This is a genomic window from Uliginosibacterium sangjuense (genome assembly GCF_059132465.1).
Map to the genome: position 1 here is coordinate 4,192,223 of NZ_CP101132.1, position 18,753 is coordinate 4,210,975.

An 18,753-nucleotide genomic window follows, 5' to 3' on the forward strand; every position below is an offset into this window, starting at 1 on the left:
CACACCATGAGTCATTTGCCCACCAGTTCGCCCCCACTGGACGAGCACGCATTCCACCGCATCCGCGAGTTCATGTACCGCGTGGCCGGCATCAGCATCGGCGAGCAGAAACGCCCGCTGGTCACCGGCCGCCTCGCCCGCCGCCTCGCCGCCACCGGCTGCGCCGACTACACCAGCTACATCCGCCTGGTCACCAGCGGCGCCCAGCCGGAGGAGACCCAGCACGCGATCGACCTGCTCACCACCAACGAGACGCACTTCTTCCGCGAGCCGGCGCATTTCGACGCCCTGCGCCAGTTCGTCCATGCCCGCCCGCGCGGCGCGAACCCGCTGCGCGTGTGGAGCGCCGCCTGCTCCAGCGGTGAAGAGCCCTACACCATCGCCATGGTGCTGGCCGACTGCCTGGGCGAGCAGGCGCCCTGGGAAGTGCTGGCGAGCGATCTGAGCCGGCGCATGCTGGCCACCGCCCAGGCCGCGCGCTACCCCGACGCCCGCCTGCCGGAGATTCCGCCCGAGCTGCTGCGGCGCTACTGCCTCAAGGGCGTGGGCTCACAACAGGGATATTTCCTGATCGACGCGCCGCTGCGCGCCCGCCTAAGCTTCCGTCAGGTGAACCTCAACCAGCCCCTGCCGGATGTCGGCCTGTTCGACGTGATCTTCCTGCGCAATGTCATGATCTATTTCGATCAGGCCACCAAGCGCGAAGTCGTGGCCCGCCTGACACAGCGCCTGCAGCCAGGCGGCTGGCTGATCGTGGGTCACTCCGAATCGCTGCAAGGCCTGCACGAACGGCTCCAGGCCGTCCGCCCCACCATCTATCGCAAGCTGACATGAAGAAACTGCGCACGAGCGCGGTCGAGATCGTCCTCAAGCCCGGCGACTTCCACTTCGGCGGCGCCGAACTGCGCCTGCGCACCCTGCTCGGCTCCTGCGTCGCCATCACCCTGTGGCATCCCGAGCGGCGCATCGGCGGCATGTGCCACTTCGTGCTGCCGGCGCGTCCGCCCGGCCGCCCCGGCACGCTCGACGGCCATTACGGCGAGGAGGCGATGGCGCTGTTCCTCGCCGAGCTGCGCGCCAGCGGCACCCGGCCCGACGAGTACCAGGCCAAGCTGTTCGGTGGCGGTCGCATGTTCGAGCCGGCGCAGGGCACGGCCCCCGCCCAGCCCGATGCCTTCGACGTGGCCCTGCGCAACGAGCTGTATGCGCGCGAGCTGGTCCGCAACCATGGCTTCCAGCTCGCCGCCGAACACCTGGGTGGCAATGGCCATCGCAGCGTGATCTTCGATATCGGCAGCGGTGAGGTCTGGTTACGCCACGTGGACCGCGTGCTGTGAACGTGGCGCAGCGCATCCGCGTCCTCCTCGTCGACGGCTCGGCGGTGATGCGGCGCGACCTGGCCGTGCTGCTCGAACGCGATCCCGCCCTCCAGGTCGTCGCCACCGCGGTCGACCCGCTGTTCGCCCTCGACAAGCTGCGCCGCGCCTCGCCCGATGTGGTGGTCAGCGCGCTGGCCCTGCCGCGCATGGATGGCCTGCATTTCCTGCGCCAGCTCATGCGCGAGCAACCCACCCCCATGGTGCTGTACTTCGCGCCGGAGGACCGCAGCCAGGCCACCCCCATGCAGCTCATGTCGGCCGGTGCCAGCGCGGTGATCGCCCGCGCCGCCGGCAATGATGCGGCGGCCCTCGAACATACCGCCGCCGAGCTGGTCGCCGCGGTCAAGAGCGCCCTGGCAGCGCAGCCCGGCCGCCCGCTCGGCGCGCGCATCCTGCACGGCCAGCCGCGCCTGAGCGCCGACGCCATCCTGCCCCCACCGGACGGCGCGGCGGTGCCCGCCACCGCGCCGGTCGTGGTCATCGGCACTTCCACCGGCGGCACCGAGGCGCTGGCGCGCATCCTCAAGGCCCTGCCTGCCGATGCGCCGGGCATCGCGGTGGTGCAGCACATGCCCGCCGCCTTCACCGGCGCCTTCGCCGCCCGCCTCAAGGCGCAGAGCGCGCTCGACGTGTACGAGGCCAGCGACGGCGACACCCTGATGCCGGGCCGCGTGCTGATCGCCCCCGGGGGCCGCCACCTGCTGCTGCAACGCCAGGGCACGCAGTACCGGGTGAGCATCCATGACGGACCGCCGGTCAACCGCCACCGCCCTTCGGTGGACGTGCTGTTCCGCTCTGCCGCGCAGGCTGCCGGGCGCAACGCGCTGGGCATCATCATGACCGGCATGGGCGACGACGGCGCACGCGGCTTGCTGGAGATGCGCCAGGCCGGCGCCAGCACGCTGGCCCAGGACGAAGCCAGTTGCGTGGTGTACGGCATGCCCAAGGAGGCGGTGGCGCTGGGCGCGGTGGGCCGCGTGCTGCCCCTGGAGCACCTGGCGGGGGCGATCATGAATTTCGCCAAGGACTGAGGACTGAGGACTGAGGACTGAGGACTGAGGACTGAGGACTGAGGACTGAGGACTGAGGACTGAGGACTGAGGACTGAGGATCAGCATGCGCCGGCTGTGCCGGCGGAAACGTACACTCGGCACTCAGTCCTCGTTACTCAGTCCTGCTTTATCCGTATGCTTCCGCCCATGGAATTCCCCCGCCTTGCCATCGTCGACCTGGAAACCACCGGCGCCGACCCCAACCGCGACAGCATCACCGAGATCGCCATCCTGATCACCGAGGGCGAGCAGTTGGTCGCGCAGTGGAGCAGCCTGGTCAACCCGCAGCGCCCCATCCCCGAGCGCATCCAGGAACTGATCGGCATCACCGATGAGATGGTGGCCGGCGCCCCCAGCTTCGCCGACCTGGCCGACGAGGTGCGCGCACGCCTGGCCGATGCCTTGTTCGTGGCGCACAACGCGCGCTTCGACTATGGCTTCCTGCGCAGCGCCTTCGAGCGCCTTGGCCAGACCTGGGATGCGCCGGTGCTGTGCACCGTCAAGCTGTCGCGCGCGCTGAACCCGCAGTTCCCGCGCCACGGCCTGGACGCGCTGATCGAGCGTGGCGGCTACGCCATCGACGCGCGCCACCGCGCGCTGGACGATGCGCAGATCGTGTGGCGCTTCCTGCAGGACGCCCGCCGCGCGCATGACAGCGAGGCGCTGACCCGTGCCTGGCAGCGCGCCGGCTCCACCACGCGCACACCGCGCCTGCCCACCGGCGACCTGGAGGCAATGACCGAAGGCCCGGGCGCCTACGTGCTGTATGGCGCGGCCGGCCAGGTGCTGGAACTGGGCCGCACACGCAATCTGCGCGCCCAGTTGCTGGGCATGTTCACCGGCCAGCGCAACGACACCAAGACCAAGCGCCTGGCCGCCCAGGTGAAGGACGTGGAGAGCCTGCCGGCGGCCGGCGAGCTGGATGCGCAACTGCAGGAGCTGCGCCTGCAGCGGCTGCACAACTGGCGCCTCAAGGATGAACAGGCCTGGGCCTGGATGTGGCTGCCGCAGGCCCTCAAGGCGCCCGTGCTGCGCCTGCAGAACCTGGCCGACAGCGACCCCGCGACCTGGGAGCAGGCTTACGGCTGCTTCCGCGGCGAACGCGAGGCCAAGGCCGCGCTGGCCGCGCTGGCCCGGCCGCACAAGCTGTGCTCGGAGCGCATCGGCCTGTCCTTCGGCGGGGGCATCTGCATGGGCGCCAGCATGGGCGGTTGCAAGGGCGTGTGCGCCGGCCGTGAAACGACGGACCAGCATGACGCCCGCATGGCCACCGCGCTGGCCTCGCTCAAGCAGCACACCTGGCCCTTCGCTGGCGCGATCGAGATCCGCGAGACGCATGGCGAGCTGAGTGTGGTGCACCGCTTCGAGCACTGGTGCCACCTGGGCAGTGCGCGCAGCGAGGAAGAGTTGCACGCGCTGCGCGAGCAGCGTCCCGAGCGCCGGCTGGACGTGGCCGTGTACCGCATCCTGCAGCGCTGGCTGGAGCGGCCGGAGGCGCGCGCCGGCCTCAGCTCGACGGCTCCTTGACCTTGTCGGGCGCGACCCGCGGCAGGGTCAGCGTGAAGCAGGCACCGGCGCCAAGCTCGCTGTCGACGCGGATGTCGCCGCCCAGCACCGCGGTCACGATGTTGTGCACGATGTTGAGCCCCAGCCCCGTGCCCTCGCGCCCCATGCGGGTGGTGAAGAAGGGGTCGAAGATGCGGCGCAGGTTGGCCGTGGGGATGCCCACGCCGTCATCGCGACAACGCAGGACCACTTCGTCGCCCTGCAGCATCCCGCTGATCAGCACGCGCCCCTCGCTGCGCCCCTCGAAGGCATGCAGCAGCGCGTTGTTGATGAGGTTGGTGAGGACCTGGCCCAGGGGTCCGGGGAAGCTGTCCATCAGGATGTCGGGCGCGATCTCCAGGTCCACCTTGTAAGGCGTCTTGCGGATCGCCGGATTGAGCGTCAGCACGATTTCGCGCGCCACCTCGGCCAGGTCGAACTCGCGGCGCTGCGAGCTGGTCTGGTCGACCGCCACCTGCTTGAAGCTCTGGATCAGATCGGCCGCGCGATGCAGGTTGCGCAGCATGATGTCGGCCGCCGATTCGCTCTCGACGATGAAGCGATCGAGGTCGCTGCGCTTGAGCCCGGCCTCCATCTGGCGACGGAAGCCCTTGTTCTGGTCGCGCAGGGTGCTGGCCACCATCACGCTGTTGCCGATCGGCGTGTTCAGCTCGTGCGCCACGCCGGCCACCAGGGCGCCCAGGGCGGCCAGCTTCTCGGTGCGCACCAGTTCGTCCTGGGTCAGTTGCAACTGCGCCAGCGCGGTAGCCAGCTCGGCGTTGGCCGCCTCCAGTTGGCGCGTGCGCTCCACCACGCGCTGCTCCAGGGTGGCGTTGAACTGTTCGACCTGGCGCTGCGCGGCGCGCTGCTCGGTGACGTCCACGGTGGCGATCAGCACGCAGGGCTCGTTGGTCATGACGCGCCGCACGTAGACCTGGCAGTCCAGCGTGCTGCCATCGGCCGCGCGCAGGCGCACGTCGGCCCCGTCGACATAACCATCCCAGTCGAGCAGCTCACGCAGGCGACGCTGGTCCTCGATATCCTCGTAGAGCTGGAGCTCCTCGATGGTACGCCCCAGTATCTGCTCGCGCGAGAAGCGGAACACGTCGAGCGCGGCCGGGTTGACGTCGAGGTAGCTGCGGTCCGCCAGGCGCATCAGGACCAGCGGGATCGGCGAGTGCTGGAAGATGGAGGAGAACTTCTGCTCCGAGTTGCGCAACTCATCCTGCGCCTTCAGGCGGGCCAGCTCGGCACCGGCCCGTGCGGCGGCCAGCTCGGCCAGCGATTGTGCCTCTTCGATGCGCCCCTGGGCGTCGTCGTGCCAGGTCAGCGCAAGATGGCCGATGAGGCAGTCGGCGCCGTCGTACAGCGGCACCGCCACGACCGCCTCCACCGCTTCGTAGGCCACCAGCGGACGCGCGGTGTCGAGCTGGGCAGCAGCATCCTGCGCCACTACCACGCCCCCCTGGGCCTCCACCAGCTCGGCCAGCGAACCGGCTTTGCCGCCATGAGCGGTATAGGTGCTGACCATCTCGCCGCGCCAGCTCGCCAGCACCTCGGTCTCGCTGCCGCCGCGCCGATGCTCGGCGATGTAGGCGCAGCTCGCGCGCGCACCGCGCCCGATGGCGGCCAGCAGTTGCTGCAGGAAGGTGGCGGGTTCATGCCCACCGCCAATCCGCGCGAGGCTGCGCAAGGCCTCGTTGACGCGCCGTCGCTCGGTGATGTCGGTCAGCACCACGATGGATTGCAGCAGGTTGCCGTCGGCGCCGCGCAAGGCCTGCACTTCGACCACGGTGTCATAACGCTCGCCAGTGCGGCGGCGACAGGCCAGCTCCAGGCCGCTCAAGGTCTCGCCGGTCTGCACCGCGGTCAGCAGGCGGGCCGCGCTGTCGCCGGGCTGGTCAATGCCCAGCAGACGGAGGATCGGCAGGCCGCGCAGTTCGTCCTCGCCGAACGAGGCGCCGCGCCGGAAGGCATCGTTGGCCCACACCGCCCGGCCGGTGGCGTCGGTCAGCACGACGAGGTTGGTGGTGAGGCGCACCACGGCGGCCAGGCGGCGGATCTCTTCCTCGCTGCGCTGGCGCTCGGTGACGTCTTCGACCAGGCACACGCTGCGCAGGGGAATGCCGCCGGCATCGCGGATCAGGCTCAGGTGCCACTGGCAGGTGATCTGTTCGCCGTCCTTGCGCTCGTTGCGGCAGCGGCGGCTGAGCCCGCCGGTGCCGATCTGCTGCACGTCGGCAAGGAAGTCCACCTTGCCGTCGGGGAACAGGAGGGAGAGGTGGCAGCCCAGGGCCTCCTCGCGGCGCAGGCCGAAGGTGCGGCGCGCGGCGTCGTTCCAGTCCAGCACGTGCCAGCCGAGGTCGAACTCGATCACCGCGATGGGGCTCTGCTCGACCAGCGCACGCAGGCGCTGCTCGCGGTCGCGCAAGGCGGCCTCCACCCGCAGGCGCTCGCGCAGGTCGACCTCCAGCGCCTGGTTCTTGTGCTCGAGGCTGCGCAGCGAGCCCTGCAGGGTCTGCCGCGTGGTTTCGAGCTGGGTCTCGACCTCGCCGATCTCGTCGCTGCGCTGGGGCAGGATCGGGACTTCCAGCTCCCCGCGCGCGAGGCGCCGCACCTCGCCGGCCAGGTGGTGCAGAGGTCGCCCGAGGCGGCGGTGGAGAACGATCAGGATCAGCAGAACGCTGCCCAGGACCTGCAGCGCGAGCATGGTGATGAACAGGCTGACCTGCTGGCCAAGCTGGCCGCGCAGCGAGGCGTCGGAGAGTTCAAGGCGGACGCGGCCGATGCGCTCGTTGCGATACAGCACGTCCTGCTCGGCGGTGTAGGTCTTGCCGACGCGGCGCTCGGCCAGTTCGCGCTCGACGAAGGCGCCGTGGTTGAGATCCTGCACCTGGACGAAGACCAGGGAGGGGTCGCGCATGATGGCGTCGACGAGGGTGTTGGCGGTCTCGATGTCCAGCGCCCACAGACTCTCGCGCACGCCCAGCGCGATCAGCCCGGTCTGGTGATTGAGGCTGTACTGGATCTCGCGCTTGAGGCGGTCCTGGAACAGCACGCGGGTCAGGTAGGCGCCGCCCAGCAGCGCGGGCAGCAGCACGCCCAGCAACACGGCCAGGATGACCGCCCGCTTGACGGTCATCCCTCCCAGCGCGGACTTCTTCTGCGAGTCTTGGGGCGTGGTCATGGCGGGAGTGTGGCAGCAAGCACCGGGGCGCCGCAATCAGTCGCGCCGCGGGGGATTGCGCAGCCATTCGACCAGGGCCGGCGGCTCCATCGGGCGTGCCCAGTGCCAGCCCTGGCCTTCGTCGCAGCCCAGCCCGCGCAGCGTGTCGGCCTGGGCCGCGGTCTCCACCCCCTCGGCCAGGACCTTGAGGCCGAGGCGATGGCCAAGCTGGATGATCAGTTCCGGAATGCGGCGCGTGCGTTCGTCATTGGCGATCTCGGCGACGAAGGCGCGGTCGATCTTGAGGCGGTCGATGTGCAGGCGCTGCAGGTAGGCGAGCGAGGAGAAGCCGGTGCCGAAATCATCGACCGCAATGCCCACCCCCAAAGCGCGCACACCACCGATGATGCGGTGCATGAAGTCGGTCTCCTCCATCGCCACCGATTCGGTGATCTCCAGCTCGATGCATTCGGGCTGGGCGCCGCTGTCTTCCAGCGCCGCCCGCAGCCCGGTCAGGAAGCGCGGGTGGCGGAACTGCGCCACCGATACGTTGATCGACATGCGCAGCTCGCCGAAGCCCTGGCGGGCCAGCTCGGCCTGCTGGAAGCAGGCCATGCGGGTGACCCATTCGCCGATGCCCACGATCATGCCGGAGTGCTCGGCGATGGGGATGAAGCGCGCCGGCTCGATCAGCGCGCCCTCTTCGCCGCGCCAGCGCAGCAGGGCCTCCAGGCCGATCACGCGGCTGTCGTGGAGCGACATCAGGGGTTGGTACATGAGGAACATGTGCTGCCGCTCCAGCGCCACGCGCAAGGCCTGCAGCAGGCGCGCGCGTTCGCGGATGGCGACCGCCATGTCGCGCGAGAAGAAGCTGTACTCGCCGCGCGCATGCTGCTTGGCGCGGCGCAGGGCAAGGCCGGCATCCTTCAGGGCGTCGGCGCCGTTGCCGTCGGTGTCCGAGAGGTGGGCGATGCCCATGGTCACCGACACCATCAGTTCCTGCCCGTCGACGAGGAAGGGTTCGCGGAAGATGCCGGACAGGACATTGGGCAAAAGGCGCTCGATCAGGCCCAGCACGCCGAAGGTGTCGCCCGACACGCGGGCGAGCAGGCAGCCCTCGGCCAGGCGCTCGCGCAGGCGCTGGGCAACCGCGCGCAGCAACTGGTCGCCGAACTCGTGGCCCAGCGCGTCATTGGTGTCGGCGAAGTTGTCCACGTCGATCAGCACCAGGGAGTGGCGCATGCGGTCCGGCGCGGCCAGGCGCTCGTTGAGGCCCTGGGTCAGGTCGAGGCGGTTGGGCAGGCCGGTCAGGGGATCGCAGAAGGCCTGCTGGTGCAGTTGCGAGAACAACAGGGTGTTGTCCAGCCCGATCGCAATGTTGGAGCAGAACAGGGCCAGCAGGCGCTGCATGTCCGGCTCCACCGGCGCCTGGGTATCGAGGTAGGCCGCCATGTGCTGGCGGTCGCGCGCGCCGAAGAACAGGCAGGTCCCGTGTGCTTCGTAGAGATGGCGGCCGCTGGCCAGGCTACGCCGCAGGCAGTCGCGGATGTGCGCCTGGTCCAGGCGCGCCAGGGGCTGGTTGATGAAGTCGGCGTAGCGGCCGGCCGCGGCGATCACCATGCAGTCGCCGTCACCGTCGCCGTCGCTGTCGGGGTTGCGCTGGGCGCAGATCAGGCCCTCCGGCGAGACACCCAGCAGGGCCGAGAGCTGGGTGATGACGCCGGCCGCGAAGTTGCGCATGCCGGTCAGGGCGAGCAGCTCGCCGCTGGCATGCACCACCATGTCCAGCCCGCGTCGGCTGGCGTCGATGGTGCGGATCTGGTCGTAGGAGCGGATCGCCGTGGTCAGCGTGGTGAACAGCTTGTTGCGGGTGAGCTCGGACTTGGTCTTGTAGTCGTTGATGTCGTAGTCGCGGATCGCCTCCAGCTCCGGCGCGTAGCCCGGCTGGCCGGTACGCAGCACGATGCGGGTGTCGAGCATGCGGTAGTGCTGGCGGATGGTGGCCACCAGCTTGAGGCCGGCATCCTCCTCCTCCATCACCACATCGAGCAGCACCACGGCGATGTCGCGCATGATGTCGAACAGGGCGCAGGCCTCGCGCGCCGAATAGGCGTGCAGGAACTGCAGGTCGCGGCCGTGGATGCGCATGCCGCGCAGGGCAAAGGTGGTGGTGGTGTGCACGTCGGGATCGTCATCGACGATCAGCACGCGCCAAGCCCAGGGCTGGCCTGGGGAGGCGCCCTGCTCGACCTCGTCGTCATCCAGCAAGAACTGGAGTTCGTCGGCGTTGTCCTGGTATGCCAAGTCTCACCTCCTTGGGCCGACAGGCACGCCGCGGCCATGGCCGGGCATGGCCCCGCACTGTGCCTCTTCGCGCACCATCCGGCCATGCCGGCTTTCCCGAGGGTCCGTGCTGTCGCGGGCGCACAACAGGCGGGGGCCGAAGCCACCGGGCATGCCACCCGATTTGCATTGTTCACGCCAGTATCGACAGGCCATGGCTTAGACTTGAACCGCGCCGGCTACGACTCGGGTAAACCGCCCGAATGGCCGCAAGCCACGGGGCCGACCATGAGCGAATCCCTGCTGCAGAAAGCAAGCGACTGGATCGGTCGGGCCGACGGCCTGCTGGTCTGCGCCGGCGCGGGCATGGGCGTCGACTCCGGCCTGCCCGCCTTCCGCGGCACCGACGGCTTCTGGCGCACCTACCCGGCCCTGGGCGAGGCGAAGATCGACTTCGAGAGCATTGCCAACCCCGACGCCTTCGCCCGCTGGCCACGCCTGGCCTGGGGCTTCTACGGCCACCGCCTGCGCCTGTACCGCGCCACCGCACCGCACCCCGGCTTTGCCATCCTGCTGCGCATCGCCGCCCGCCTGGCCCGCGGCGCCTTCGTCTTCACCAGCAACGTGGACGGCCAGTTCCAGCGCGCCGGCTTCGACCCGGACACGGTGTGCGAATGCCACGGCTCCCTGCATCACCTGCAGTGCAGCCAGCCCTGCGGCGTCAGCATCTGGCCGGCCGACGAGTTCGAGCCACAGGTGGACGAGGCGGCCTGCCGCCTGGTAGGCCCCTTGCCGCGCTGCGAGGCTTGCGGGGCGCTGGCGCGGCCCAACGTGCTGATGTTCGGCGACGCCGACTGGATCATGTCGCGCAGCCGCGCCCAGCACCAGCGCCTGGAGGCCTGGCTGGCCAGCGTCCAGGCGCCGGTGGTGATCGAACTGGGCGCCGGCACCCACATCCCGACCGTGCGCTGGGTGGCCGAGTCACTGGGGCGCCCGCTGATCCGCATCAACCTCAGCGAGGCCCAGGTGCCCGCCGGCCTGCCTGCCGTGGGCCTCAACCAGCACGCCCTGCCAGCCCTGCAGGCGCTGGAGCGCCAGCTCACCGCCAGCGGTTTCTTCGACGCCCGGCATTGAGCGGGAACCCGCTGCGCCGCCAGCGGTCTGTCCTGCTCCGGCCCGACAGGCTTCACGGAGCCAGCGGCGGGTCCGCGTCTTATAATGTCTGCCCCCTGAAAGTCTCAGCCAGAATGAAAAAACTCCTGTTCGCCGCCCTGCTGGGCCTGTCGGCCCTGCACGCCACCGTTTTCGCACAAGCCCCGGTCGCCCCCACCCTAGATGCCAAGGCCTGGCTGCTCTACGACGCCACCAGCCAGCAGGTGCTGGCTTCGCACAACGCCGACCAGCGCTCCGAGCCGGCCTCGCTGACCAAGCTGATGACCGCCTACGTGGCTTTCGGCGCGCTCAAGCGCGGCACCATCTCGCTGAACCAGAAGGTGATGATCTCGGAGCGCGTCTACAAGGTGGCCCGCTCGCGCGAGGAATCGGTGATGTTCCTCGACCCCAAGGTGCCGGTCAGCGTCGAAGAGCTGCTGCACGGCATGATCATCCAGTCCGGCAACGACGCCTGCGTGGCACTGGCCGAGCTGGTCGGCGGCACGGTCGAGAACTTCGTCGCCATGATGAACCGCGAAGCGCAGCGCCTGGGCCTTGCCAACACCGCGTTCAAGAACGTGGCCGGCCTCACCGAACCGGGCCACTACACCACGCCGCGCGACCTGGCCGTGCTCACGGCGGCGATCATCCGCGACTACCCGGAGCACTTCCCGATCTACTCCAAGAAGGACTACACCTACAACAAAATCAAGCAGGCCAACCGCAACCGCCTGCTGTGGCTGGACCCCACCGTGGACGGCATGAAGACCGGCCACACCGCCGCCGCCGGCTGGTGCCTGGTGTCCACTGCCCAACGCGGCCCGCGCCGCGTGATCTCGGTGGTGCTGGGCACGCCCTCCGACTCGGTGCGCGCGCAGGAGTCGCTCAAGCTGCTGAACTTCGGCTTCACCGCCTATGACACGGTGAAGTACTACTCCGCCGGGCAGAGCATTGCCGAGCTGCCGGTGTGGAAGGGCAAGGCCGACAAGGTCGGAGCCGGCTTCGCCAAGGATCTGATCGTGGCCGTGCCGCGCGACCGCGCCGCCGCCGTGAAAGTGCAGTTCGACAGCCAGCAGCCGCTGATCGCGCCGGTACCCGCCGGCAGCAAGGTCGGCACGCTGAAACTCGTGATCGACGGCCAGACCTGGGGCGAATTCCCGGTCGGCGCGCTGCAGGAAGTGCCCCTGGCCGGCTGGTTCGGCCGTACCTGGGACGCCTTCCGCCTGTGGTTCAAGTGAGCGACATGAGCGACGACACCAAGGACACCCTGCTCGAATTCCCCTGCGACTTCCCGCTCAAGATCATGGGCAAGCGCGACGACGGCTTCGCCCAGACGGTGCTGGAGGTCGTGCTGCGCCATGCGCCGGACTTCGATGGCGCCACCATGGAGATGCGCACCAGCAGCGGCGGCAACTACCTGGCCCTGACCTGCACCATCCGCGCCACCTCCAAGGCCCAGCTCGACGCGCTGTACATCGAGCTGTCGGGGCACCCGATGGTCAAGGTCGTGCTGTGATGCGCACCCGCGCCGGCAGCCTGCACCTGCGCCACCTGGGGCTCGTCGACTACGCGCCCACCTGGCGCGCGATGCAGGCCTTCACCGCCGAGCGCGGCCCGGAAACCCCGGACGAGTTGTGGTTGTTGCAGCACCCTCCGGTCTATACACTGGGCCTGGCCGGCAAGGAGGAACACCTGCTGCAGGCGAGCGATGTGCCTGTGGTCAAGATCGACCGTGGCGGCCAGATCACCTACCACGGGCCGGGCCAGGCCACGGTCTACATCCTCATCGACCTCGCCCGGCGCAACCTCAAGGTACGCGAGCTGGTGCGCCTGATGGAACAGGCCCTGATCGACGTGCTAGCGCAGTGGGGCATCGCCGGCGAACGGCGCGAGGGCGCCCCGGGCGTCTACGTCGATGACGCCAAGGTGGCGGCGCTGGGCCTCAAGATCAGCCGCGGCTGCAGCTACCACGGCCTGGCACTCAACGTGGACATGGACCTGGCGCCCTTCACCCGCATCAACCCCTGCGGCTACGAAGGGCTGCGCACCACCCAGCTCAGCGAACTGGGCGTGCGCACCAGCGTGGAAGACGCGCTGGACAGGCTGGCGACGGCGCTTGGCCGCCTGCTGGACGAACACTACCCGCTGCAGGCCGGCTGCCTGCAAACACAGGAAAACGTGTGATGGAAGAACAGGTCAAGAAGCAACGCGGCGAACTCAAGACGGCGCGCATCCCGATCAAGATCGTGCCGGCCGAAAAGCTGCGCAAGCCGGAGTGGATCCGCATCAAGCTCGGCACCGCCGAGGAGACCGCGCGCTTCAACGAGATCAAGGACACGCTGCGCGACCACAAGCTGCACACCGTGTGCGAGGAAGCCTCCTGCCCCAACATCCACGAATGCTTCGGCAAGGGCACGGCCACCTTCATGATCATGGGCGACATCTGCACCCGCCGTTGCCCCTTCTGCGACGTCGGCCACGGCCGTCCCGACCCGCTCAACCCGGACGAGCCGCGCGACCTCGCCAAGACCATCGCCGCCATGCGCCTCAAGTACGTTGTCATCACCTCGGTGGACCGCGACGACCTGCGCGACGGTGGCGCCCAGCACTTCGTCGACTGCATCCGCGAGACCCGCGCCGCCAGCCCGCAGACCCAGATCGAAGTGCTGGTGCCGGACTTCCGCGGGCGCGCCGAGATCGCGCTGAAAATCTTCAACGACGCGCCGCCCGACGTGATGAACCACAACCTGGAAACGGTGCCGCGCCTCTACAAGGCCGCCCGCCCCGGCTCCGACTACGCCTACTCGCTGCAACTGCTCAAGGACTTCAAGGCCATGCACCCCAATGTGCCGACCAAGAGTGGCCTGATGCTGGGCCTGGGCGAGACCGACGAAGAGATCCTCGAAGTCATGCGCGACCTGCGCGCGCACAACGTCGACATGCTCACCATCGGCCAGTACCTGCAGCCCTCGGGCGGTCACCTGCCGGTGCTGCGCTACGTCCACCCGGACACCTTCAAGATGTTCGAGACCGAGGCCTACAAGATGGGCTTCAAGAACGCCGCCTGCGGCCCCATGGTGCGCTCCTCCTACTGGGCCGATCAGCAGGCGCATGGCGCCGGTGTGATCTAAGAAACCCGCAGGCAAGGCATTCGCCGCGCCTGAGGAAGGAAAGAAGGGGGAGGCGACCAAGTCGCCTCCCCCTTCTTCTTGCTGACTACCTAGTCTGCTTACAGCGCCGGCGAGGCGTTGCGGATCAGCATCATGAACTGGTCGTGGAACCAGTGACCGGCGTGCGGTGCGCCTTGCAGGGCGTCGACATTGCCGCTGCCGCAGAAGACGTCGAACTGCTTGCCTTCGTCATTCGGCGAGGTGGCGCTGCTGTCGCTGGTGCCGTCTGACTCACCCGGACCCTTGACCCAGAAGTACGCATCCAGATACGGACGCGCGGCGTCAGGGCTGGCGCCCGGGCGGGCACCGACACCGGCGTTGCGCGGGTTGCACCAGTTGCCACGGTGGGCACGGCGGTCGATCTTGCTGGACCACACATCACCCGTCCAACCGGTGGGGCGTGCAGCGCTGCCCCAGCCGTTACGACCGGTGTCGACCATGAAGCCCAGCGAGCTCGGGAAACCAGCCGCCACGAACTCGTTACGCAGCTTGTCGATGTAGCTCTGCTCGTCGACCATGTAGTTCCACTCGTAGTACGCGTGCTGCGCGATCTGTGCGGTACCGTCGAACCAGGGTTCATCGAGCGGGGTGTAGTTGGCCACGTTGGTCACGAAACCGCGGATGACCGACATGTCGCCGCCCTTGATGCCGCTGATCCACTCACGATACTTGGCAATCGCAGCCGAGCGGTTGTTGTCCCAACCCAGCCAACCCGAGTGAGCGATATCGACGTACTGATAGACGTTCTTCAGGTCGGAGAACTTGCGGATGGCATATTGCACGCCTTCCACATAGGTCCCGTTCTGCGAGACGACGGTACAGTTCGGCTTGACGCCCACGTTGGTGATCATGTTGGGCAGCGAATCCGGCTCAATGACCAGCACGATGCGCAGGCTCTTGTAGGCTTCCTTGGCGAAGATCGAGTAGAGGCGGTCGATGTACTCGCTCTTGTAGCGCGTCATGCCACCATTCGCCGCCTTCAGCTCACCGTTGGAGGCCGAGGCCGCACAGTCACGATCCGGCAGGTCATAGACCACGAAGGTGATCGTCATCGGCTTGCCGCCCCCAGCTTGCTGCTGTGCCAGGGCTGCTTGCAGGTGACCCTCCACGCCCAGACGACCGGCATTCAGCGCGCCACCGTCGATGGCCGCGATACGGTCGATCCACACCCCGGTCGGCAGGCTCTTCATGCGGGTCGCCTTGAGGGCGTCGTCCGAGCCGGCCGGCAGTTGCGCGATCGAGGTATCGACATAGCGGGCGTAGTCCGGATTGACGTACATGCCGGCGCCGCTGAACGGGTTGCCCGTGGTCACGCCACTACCGGAGGAGGAGCCGCCGCTCGACGAGCTGCTGGAAGACGAACTGCTCGAACCCGTCCCGCCTGAACTGCTGGAGGACGAACCCACGCCACCCGAGCTGGAACTGCTGCTCGACGAACTGCCGCCCGAGCTCGACGAGCTGGACGAGGTCGTGCCACCGCTCGACGAGCTGGAGCTGCTGCTCGAGGAGGAGGACGAACTGCTGCTGGAAGAAGAGCTGGAAGACGAGTTGCCACCGGCATACAGCGAGGGGTAGCTGTTGCGCACCAGCATCACGAACTGGTCGTGGAACCAGTGGCCAGCGTGCGGTGCACCTTGCAGGGCGTCGACATTGCCACTGCCGCAGAAGACGTCGAACTGCTTGCCCTCGTCATTCGGCGTAGTGGCCGTGCTGTCGCTGGTACCGTCGGACTCACCCGGGCCCTTCACCCAGAAGTAGGCATCCATGTACGGACGGGACGCATCGGGTGTGGCGCGCGGCTGTTCGCCGATACCGGCGTTGCGCACGTTACACCAGTTGCCACGGTGGGCGCGCAGGTCGATCTTGCTGGTCCAGACGTTACCGCTCCAGGCCTTCGGGCGCAGTGTGCTGTTCCCCCAGCCATTGCGACCGGTGTCGACCATGAAGCCGATGCTGCTCGGGAAGCCCGCGGCGAGGAACTCGCCACGGATGCGGTCGATGTAGGTCTGCTCATCGACGGCGCGGTTCCACTCGTAGAACGCATGCTGCGCGATGTCGTCCGTGCCATTGAAGTTCGGCTCATCCAGCGGGGTGTAGTTGGCCACGTTGGTCACGAAACCACGCACCACCGACATGTCACCGTTCTTCACGCCGGCGATCCACTCGCGATACTTCGCCACGGCGGCGGTCCGGTTGTTGTCCCAGCCCAGCCAGCCCGAGTGGGCGATGTCGAGATACGAGTAGACGTTCTTGATGTCGGAGAACTTGCGCAGCGCGTACTGCACGCCCTCGACATAAGTGCCACGCTGGGACACCGCGGTACAGTTGGGCTTCACGCCCACGTTGGTGATCATGTTGGGCAGCGAGTCAGGCTCGACCACCAGCACGATACGCAGGCTCTTGTAGGCATCCTTCCCGAAGATGGTGGCCAGACGGTCAATGTACTGGCTCTTGTAGCGAGTCATGTCACCGTTGGCTGCCTTCAGCTCGCCGTTGGAGGCCGAGGCCGCGCAATCACGATCCGGCAAGTCATAGACCACGAAGGTGATCGTCATCGGCTTGCCACCCAGGGATTGCTGCTGTGCCAGCGCGGCTTGCAGATGCCCCTCGACGCCCAGGCGTCCGCCGTTCAGCGCACCACCGTCGATGGCCGCAATACGGTCGATCCACACCCCGGTCGGAATGCTCTTGAGCTTGGCGGCCGCCACCGCATCCGCACCCGACAACTTGCTCACCGAGCCAGTCACGGAATTGGCGTAGTCCGGATTGACGTACATCGCCGCGCCACTGAACGGGTTGCCTGCCGTCACACCACTCCCGGAGGACGTGCCGCCGCCCGACGAGCTGGAGGACGAGCTGCTGCTCGACGAGGAGCTGCTGGAGCCCATGCCGCCGGAGCTGGTCGTGCCGCCCGAGCTGCTGGACGAAGAACTGCTCGACGAGGAGGAACTGCTGCTGGACGAACCCATGCCGCCCGAGCTGGTCGTGCCACCCGAGCTGGAGCTGCTGCTCGATGAGCCGCTGCCGCTACGGTTGGCGCAGTAGCCGAAGGTCGTGCTGGCCTTGGCGGCGAGCGTGCTGTTCCAGCCCGCACCCTTGACCGTGACCGTGTTGCCCGACTGCGACCAGGTGCCATTCCACAACTGCGTCACCTGACCATTGATGCTCAGCGTGCCGGTCCAGCTCAGGTTCGCACTGTTCGGGTTGCTGACCGTCACATCCGCGCAGTAGCCAGTCCCCCAGTCGTTATTGGTCTTCGAAGTCAGCACCGCCGGCAGCAAAGCCGCACCGCCGCTGGACGACGAGGAGCTGCTCGACGAGCCACCCACCGCGCCACCGCTGGACGAGGAGCTGCTGCTCGACGAACTGCTGCTGGAGCTGGAAGACGAGGACGAAGAAGAACTGCTCGACGACGAGCTGGAGGAGGAAGACGACGAGGAGCTGGACGAACCGCTCGTGCTGCTGCGCGTGGCACAGAAGCCGATCGAGCCCAGCGATGTGTTGGCCGACAGGATGCGGTTGTAGCCCACCGGGGTCAGCACCACCGTGTCGCCGGTCTGTATCCAGTTGGCATTCCACAGTTGATTGACCTTGGCGTTGAGCAGGGTGAGCTGTGCACTCCAGCCATTGATCGACACCGTGGTCGGGTTGCTGATCGTGATGTCGCCGCAGAAGCCGGCGCCCCAATCATTGTTGATCTTGTAGCTGGCCGTCGCGTTGCCGCTGGACACACCACCCGAGCTGGAGCCCGAGGAGCTGGACGACGCGCTGGCGCCACCCGAGCTGGAGGAGCTGGAAGACGAACCGGACGAAGAACCCGAGGACGAGCTGGAAGACGAGGAAGAGCTCGACGAGGACGAGCTGGTCGAGCCATTGACCGCCATCAGGCGCTTGAGCAGCGCGAGCTTGCCACTGTCCAGCGTCTTCCAGTCATCCAGCAGCACGCCGCCGGTGTCGCCGCTGTTGGGGTTCCACGACCAGTAGAAGAAGTTGGTCATGCGGCGCTCGATCAGGTAGTCGACGAGCTTGTCCTGCCAGATCTTGTCCTTGGGGTCGCCCTTGCCGTACTTGCCACCGAACTCGCCCAGCACGACCGGGTAGTTCAGCTTGGCGGCGAAGCCGAAGTGCGCGTCCCAGATTTCCGGCATGTTGCTGGGGAAGCTGGCATCCGAGAAGTAGGTCTGATTGAAGACGTCCGGCCCATACACGTGCGGCGACAGCACCAGGCGATTGCGCGGAATGTTCAGCGGCGTGCACTTGATCGGGGTGATGTTCTCGCCCCAGAAGTAGCCACGATGATCCGAACAGGCATTGTTCGCCTGCGCGCCCACGCCCTCGACGAAGATCAGCACGTCGGGCGCACTCGCCAACACGGCGGCAGCGGCGCGCTCGGCAGCGCTGTTCCAGTCGGTGGCGGCATTGCCGGCACCCCAGGTGGCGGCACCGTGCGGCTCGTTCTTGAGGTCGATGCCGATGAGACCCTTGACGCCCTTGTAGCGGTTCGCCACGAACTTCAGGTCATTGATCCACTGCGTCTCGCTGTAGCTGGAGGTGGTCCACAGCTCCGAGATCGCGTTGCAGTCCGGCCGATGGTGGTCGAGCAGGATGTAGAAGCCCTGGTCCGACAGATGCTGCACGATCTTGTCGAGCAACTGCAGCGAGTTCAGCCCGGCGAGGTCTGGGTTGGCGCTGTAGTTGATGCTGTTGGGGGCTACACCCTGCAGGGTCCGCGGGCAGAAGGGCAGGCGCACCGCATTGAAGCCGGCGGTCTTCATCTGCGCAATGCTGTCCTTCCAGTTCACGCTCCACAAGCCGTGCGGCGTCGCCTCGGTGGTCTCGAAGCCAAACCAGTTCACCCCCGACAGGCGCACTTCCTTGCCCGCCGAGTCGAGCAGCCTGCCCGCGTCATCGACGCTGTAGGCCAGGGCGCCGGGCGAGGCCAGCGCCAGTACCGCCGTGCCGAGCGCGAGGCTCAGCGCGGTTCGTAATACCTTGTTCATCGACTA

General features: G+C 67.8%; 12 protein-coding genes. 9 read left to right on the forward strand and 3 right to left on the reverse strand.

Annotated elements, in window-relative coordinates; genetic code table 11:
• The first annotated feature begins 6 nt into the window (after positions 1–6).
• From NMB43_RS19435 to NMB43_RS19450, 4 genes are all read left to right on the forward strand, one after another.
• Positions 7–834 (forward strand): CheR family methyltransferase, encoded by an 828-nt coding sequence (locus tag NMB43_RS19435; RefSeq protein WP_494349825.1) that lies wholly within the window; start codon positions 7–9, stop codon positions 832–834.
• Positions 831–1,337: a chemotaxis protein CheD gene (locus tag NMB43_RS19440; protein WP_494349826.1), complete on the forward strand. Its 507-nt coding sequence runs from the start codon at positions 831–833 to the stop codon at positions 1,335–1,337. Before NMB43_RS19435 ends, NMB43_RS19440 begins: the two co-directional genes overlap by 4 nt.
• Positions 1,334–2,410 (forward strand): protein-glutamate methylesterase/protein-glutamine glutaminase, encoded by a 1,077-nt coding sequence (locus NMB43_RS19445; protein WP_494349827.1) that lies wholly within the window; start codon positions 1,334–1,336, stop codon positions 2,408–2,410. Before NMB43_RS19440 ends, NMB43_RS19445 begins: the two co-directional genes overlap by 4 nt.
• Before the next feature lie 168 nt (positions 2,411–2,578).
• Entirely contained in the window at positions 2,579–3,958 is a 1,380-nt protein-coding gene (locus NMB43_RS19450) for an exonuclease domain-containing protein (RefSeq protein WP_494349828.1), read from the forward strand.
• On the opposite strand, the gene NMB43_RS19455 is transcribed toward NMB43_RS19450, so the two are convergent.
• Both NMB43_RS19455 and NMB43_RS19460 read right to left on the reverse strand, forming a co-directional pair.
• Positions 3,939–7,163, reverse strand: a complete 3,225-nt coding sequence (locus NMB43_RS19455; RefSeq protein ID WP_494349829.1) for a PAS domain-containing sensor histidine kinase — start codon at positions 7,161–7,163, stop codon at positions 3,939–3,941. The two genes, NMB43_RS19450 and NMB43_RS19455, sit on opposite strands and share 20 nt — an antisense overlap.
• Positions 7,164–7,199: 36 nt before the next feature.
• The gene (locus NMB43_RS19460) at positions 7,200–9,446 is read right to left on the reverse strand and encodes an EAL domain-containing response regulator (RefSeq protein ID WP_494349830.1); all 2,247 of its coding nucleotides are present in this window, start codon (positions 9,444–9,446) and stop codon (positions 7,200–7,202) included.
• Positions 9,447–9,713: 267 nt separating this feature from the next.
• Here NMB43_RS19460 and NMB43_RS19465 point away from each other — a divergent pair, with 267 nt between their 5' ends.
• From NMB43_RS19465 to lipA, 5 genes are all read left to right on the forward strand, one after another.
• Positions 9,714–10,559 (forward strand): SIR2 family NAD-dependent protein deacylase, encoded by an 846-nt coding sequence (locus NMB43_RS19465; protein WP_494349831.1) that lies wholly within the window; start codon positions 9,714–9,716, stop codon positions 10,557–10,559.
• 113 nt (positions 10,560–10,672) lie between these two features.
• A complete protein-coding gene (locus tag NMB43_RS19470) occupies positions 10,673–11,815 on the forward strand; it encodes a D-alanyl-D-alanine carboxypeptidase family protein (protein ID WP_494349832.1) in 1,143 nt (380 codons plus the stop codon).
• 5 nt (positions 11,816–11,820) lie between these two features.
• A complete protein-coding gene (locus NMB43_RS19475; RefSeq protein WP_494349833.1) occupies positions 11,821–12,093 on the forward strand; it encodes a YbeD family protein in 273 nt (90 codons plus the stop codon).
• Positions 12,093–12,761, forward strand: a complete 669-nt coding sequence (gene lipB / locus NMB43_RS19480) for a lipoyl(octanoyl) transferase LipB (RefSeq protein ID WP_494349834.1) — start codon at positions 12,093–12,095, stop codon at positions 12,759–12,761. Before NMB43_RS19475 ends, lipB begins: the two co-directional genes overlap by 1 nt.
• Positions 12,761–13,708, forward strand: coding sequence for a lipoyl synthase (gene lipA, locus NMB43_RS19485; RefSeq protein WP_494349835.1), 948 nt, complete (start codon positions 12,761–12,763; stop codon positions 13,706–13,708). The genes lipB and lipA overlap by 1 nt, the downstream gene beginning before the upstream one ends.
• Before the next feature lie 98 nt (positions 13,709–13,806).
• Here lipA and NMB43_RS19490 read toward each other — a convergent pair whose 3' ends face one another.
• Entirely contained in the window at positions 13,807–18,747 is a 4,941-nt protein-coding gene (locus tag NMB43_RS19490; protein ID WP_494349836.1) for a glycoside hydrolase family 6 protein, read from the reverse strand.
• Between the last annotated feature and the right edge of the window lie 6 nt (positions 18,748–18,753).